This window comes from Thermoanaerobacter sp. A7A, assembly GCF_000445185.1.
In the GTDB taxonomy this organism is placed as follows: Bacteria; Bacillota; Thermoanaerobacteria; order Thermoanaerobacterales; family Thermoanaerobacteraceae; genus Thermoanaerobacter.
Genome location: NZ_AVAF01000033.1, coordinates 1 through 3,732, shown reverse-complemented (window position 1 = coordinate 3,732; position 3,732 = coordinate 1). Strand labels below are relative to the sequence as shown.

The 3,732-nt window shown below is 33.5% G+C and carries 4 protein-coding genes and 2 tRNA genes; 5 read left to right on the top strand and 1 reads right to left on the bottom strand.

Annotated elements, in window-relative coordinates:
- Positions 1-95: 95 nt before the first annotated feature.
- The 4 genes from M663_RS0102330 (at position 96) to pepV (ending at position 2,909) form a co-directional block, all read left to right on the top strand.
- Positions 96-172: transfer RNA gene (locus M663_RS0102330), tRNA-Val, on the top strand.
- Between the two features lie 18 nt (positions 173-190).
- Positions 191-266: transfer RNA gene (locus M663_RS0102325), tRNA-Ala, on the top strand.
- 91 nt (positions 267-357) lie between these two features.
- Positions 358-1,443 (top strand): glycosyl hydrolase family 18 protein, encoded by a 1,086-nt coding sequence (locus M663_RS0102320; RefSeq protein ID WP_029687812.1) that lies wholly within the window; start codon positions 358-360, stop codon positions 1,441-1,443.
- 71 nt (positions 1,444-1,514) lie between these two features.
- A complete protein-coding gene (gene pepV / locus M663_RS0102315) occupies positions 1,515-2,909 on the top strand; it encodes a dipeptidase PepV (RefSeq protein ID WP_029687811.1) in 1,395 nt (464 codons plus the stop codon).
- 20 nt (positions 2,910-2,929) lie between these two features.
- Here the strand turns inward: pepV and M663_RS0102310 are convergent, their stop codons facing one another.
- Positions 2,930-3,361: a hypothetical protein gene (locus tag M663_RS0102310; RefSeq protein ID WP_003870186.1), complete on the bottom strand. Its 432-nt coding sequence runs from the start codon at positions 3,359-3,361 to the stop codon at positions 2,930-2,932.
- Positions 3,362-3,592: 231 nt separating this feature from the next.
- Between M663_RS0102310 and M663_RS15085 the strand changes: the two genes are divergently transcribed.
- On the top strand, positions 3,593-3,732 hold a 140-nt coding region (locus tag M663_RS15085; RefSeq protein WP_273702594.1), incomplete at its 3' end, for a UPF0236 family protein.

Genomic DNA, 3,732 nt, shown 5'->3' with positions numbered 1-3,732 from the left:
AAAAAAATTATAAAAAAAGGTACAAAGCAAAAAACATAAAAAGCATAAATATTGACAACCTTTTATTAAAATTGTATAATAAAAAAGCAAGAAGTGGGGTTATAGCTCAGCTGGTCAGAGCGCTACGTTGACATCGTAGAGGTCACAGGTTCGATCCCTGTTAACCCCACCATTTTTATATGGGTTACATGGGGATATAGCTCAGTAGGGAGAGCGCATGCCTCGCATGCATGAGGTCAGGGGTTCGAATCCCCTTATCTCCACCAAACTGAAAATAAAATATTTTTATACATAAATTTATTTTTTTTCACAAGATATAACCGAATCATTACAAAAATGAGGAGGTTATATCTTTTTATGAGGAAAAAGTTAAGATTTGTATTGATTTTGATAGTTTTGCTGTTTACCATATCAATTTTTTTGAGTGCATGTAAAAATACAATTCAAAAACCTTTTTTTAAGCCTTTTGGTAAGCTAGGATTAAAAAAACTTCAAGTAGTAGGATTTTATGTTGATTCTGCTGGACCAGACAATTCATATCAATCACTGGTAAAATATTCAAGATATATTGATACACTTTCTCCATTGTGGCTTACTGTAGAAGGAGACGGGACAGTAAAAGATTCTACAAACCCTCAAGCGCTGGATTATGCGAAAAAACAAGGGATAAAAGTAGTTCCTCTTGTTAATGTGGCTAACAGCAAAGATGAAGTTCTTTTGGATCCAAATATCCGAGAAAAGGCTATTTCTCAATTAATGGCTTTATTAAAAAAACATGATTTTGACGGTTACAACATAGATTTTGAGTTTATTCCTCATGGAACTAAGAATTATGTTCAGGACAAAGATTATCTTACGGCTTTTATAAGCAAAATAAGACCGCTTATCAAAAAAGAAGGTAAAATTCTTGACATTTCCGTTATACCTCATTATCAGGTACCTAAAGAAATATCAGGTATATACGACTATCACGAATTAGCGCCTTTAGTGGACCATGTCACCTTGATGACCTATGATAGGCATAATGCTTCTTCACCGCCGGGACCTGTTTCTCCTGAGCAGTGGGTGGAGTACAACGTCAAAGATGCACTAAATGAAGGTTTTAAACCTGAACAAATATGTTTAGGAGTAGCTACTTATGGATATGATTGGCCTGCAAGTAAAAGTGGTGGTTTCTCTCGCCCTACAAAAGAAATACTTACAAAAGCACAAATTCAAGGAATTCAAATAAAGTGGAGCGACCAATACCAAGAGCCTTATTATGTCTATTATGACAAAAACACGGGAATAACGAGAGAGGTATGGTTTGAAAACTCTGCCACTTTAGCTGAGAAGATAGAAGTTGCTAAAAGGTATAATTTACATGGCATATGTGTGTGGAGGATTGGCTTTGAAACCCCTTCTTTTTGGAATGTTATAGGTAAGAAAATAGGAAGCAGATAGAAAAATATTGAAAACATTTAAGTAAAGGTATATAATAGAGGTGTGATTACCAAATTATTGGGGGGATTTTTATGGATTTAAATTCCTACATAGACAATATGAGAGATGACATTATAAAATCTGTTCAAGAGCTAGTCAAGATAAAAAGCGTACAAGATGAACCGAAACCAGGAATGCCTTATGGAGAAGGTGTTGCTAAGGCATTGGACAAAGCTTTAGAGATTGCACAAAGTTTAGGCTTTAGGACTAAAAACGTGAATGGCTATGTAGGGTATGCAGAATACGGCGAAGGAGAAGAAATGATAGGAGTTTTGGGACATTTAGATGTAGTTCCAGAAGGTGATGGGTGGACTTATCCACCTTATGGTGCTGAAATACATGATGGAAAGATATATGGGAGAGGTACTGTAGATGATAAGGGCCCTATAATTGCTGCTTTATACGGGCTAAAGGCTATAAAAGACGCTGGGTTAAAGCTTTCTAAAAGAGTGAGAATTTTATTTGGAACAAATGAAGAGACAGGTTCTCACGAGATTGCTTATTATTTAAAACACGATGAAGCTCCTACAATGGGCTTTACTCCTGATGCTCAATATCCAATTATATATGCAGAAAAAGGAATAACAATGTTTAATGTGGTAAAAGACTTTAATAAAAAGTCCAGCAACATTGTTATAAAATACATCAAAGGTGGAGAAAGGCCTAATGTAGTACCAGGCTATTGTGAAGCTGGATTAGAGGTAAAAGAGGCAAATAAGAAGAAAGAAATTCAAGATAAGTTAGAAGCCTTCATAAAAGAGACTGGTTACAATTTGAAGGCTGAGGAAAAAGACGAAATGCTTGTAATCAAATCAGTAGGGGTTTCGGCTCATGGCAGCCTTCCACACTTAGGGAAAAATGCTATAATGCAGCTATTTCTCTTCCTTGACAGAATAGATTTAGAGGATAGCGATGTCAAAGATTTTATACATTTCTTTGCTACAAATGTGGGAATGGAAACAAATGGAAAAACTTTTGGGATATACTTAAAAGATGAAACAGGAGAATTGACTTTTAACGTTGGTACTATTCAATTAGATGAAAACAAAGGAGTATTAGGATTAAATATTCGATATCCTGTAAAATATAAATATGAGGATTGGATGAATATTTTTGAAGAAAAAATCAAAACTAATGGGATGAGAATAGAAGACATGCTCCATCAGCCACCTTTGTATTTCCCACCAGACCATCCTTTGATAAAAACTTTGAGCAAAGTTTATGAAGAACAGACGGGACAGAAAGCAGAGCTTTTAGCAATAGGTGGAGGAACTTATGCGAAAGAGATGCCTAACACAGTAGCATTTGGGCCTGTTTTTCCAGGCAAGCCAGAGTTAGCACATCAAGCGGATGAATATATAGAAATTGAAGATTTGATATTAAATGCAAAAATTTATGCTCACGCTATATATGAATTAGCAAAATAAAATCCCTCTTTTGAGGGGTTTTATTTTAAACTAAAATATAATTTATTTTCTTCTAGCATAAATCCTAATTCTTCCCAAGGCAAAGATGTATTATTAGAATATACTGAAATGACACCAATATCGCGTAAAAACTCAGAAACAGTTTTTATAATTTGTTTTTCTAGTTCTTTTTTGTCAATTTCTTTTTCAAAAGACACAGAAAGTTCATTAATTATAATTCTATTGACTGGCTCATAAGAGTCTTGGAAAATTGTCAGCCAAAGTCGAAAGTTTTTTTCTATTCCATTTAGAAGAATAAACCATTCAGTATCGTCTTCATATTTTAGAATATGTTGTATCAAGTTAATTTGTAAAATTTTTTCTATTTCCCACTTCATGAGGGAAAGGTATTCGTCGCTAAGAATTTCGCTCAAAGTAATGTTTATGCATCTCAATGATAATAAGTCATTCATGATATCCCTCTTTTTATAAAATGATATTCTTATTTGGTGATTTTTACTATATAGTATATGTTATTATGCAAGTAAGTGGTTTTATATTATAAATTCTATTAAAACGTTTAAAGTCCTTCTTTGTATTAAAAAACATAGTGTAAAATTATCGTAGGATTTTTTGAGTGAAAAAAAACAAGAGACAACCCCTGTGATAAAATAGAACTAGGAAACAAAACAACACAGAAAGGGGTGTCTCTTGTGAAAAAACATATCTTTGAGGATATTATACTACAAAATGCTCTAAATTTCACTAAGGAAGTAGTAGAAATTTTTGGTGATTTATTAAATAAAGGAATGAATATTACAGAGCTTGCAGCAAGGATAAAGGA

What these genes read in the sequence shown, in the direction of transcription:
- M663_RS0102320 (WP_029687812.1), top strand. Translation starts at nt 358, where the DNA reads ATGAGGAAAAAGTTAAGATTTGTATTGATTTTGATAGTTTTGCTGTTT.
- pepV (WP_029687811.1), top strand. Translation starts at nt 1,515, where the DNA reads ATGGATTTAAATTCCTACATAGACAATATGAGAGATGACATTATAAAA.
- M663_RS0102310 (WP_003870186.1), bottom strand. Translation starts at nt 3,361, where the DNA reads ATGAATGACTTATTATCATTGAGATGCATAAACATTACTTTGAGCGAA.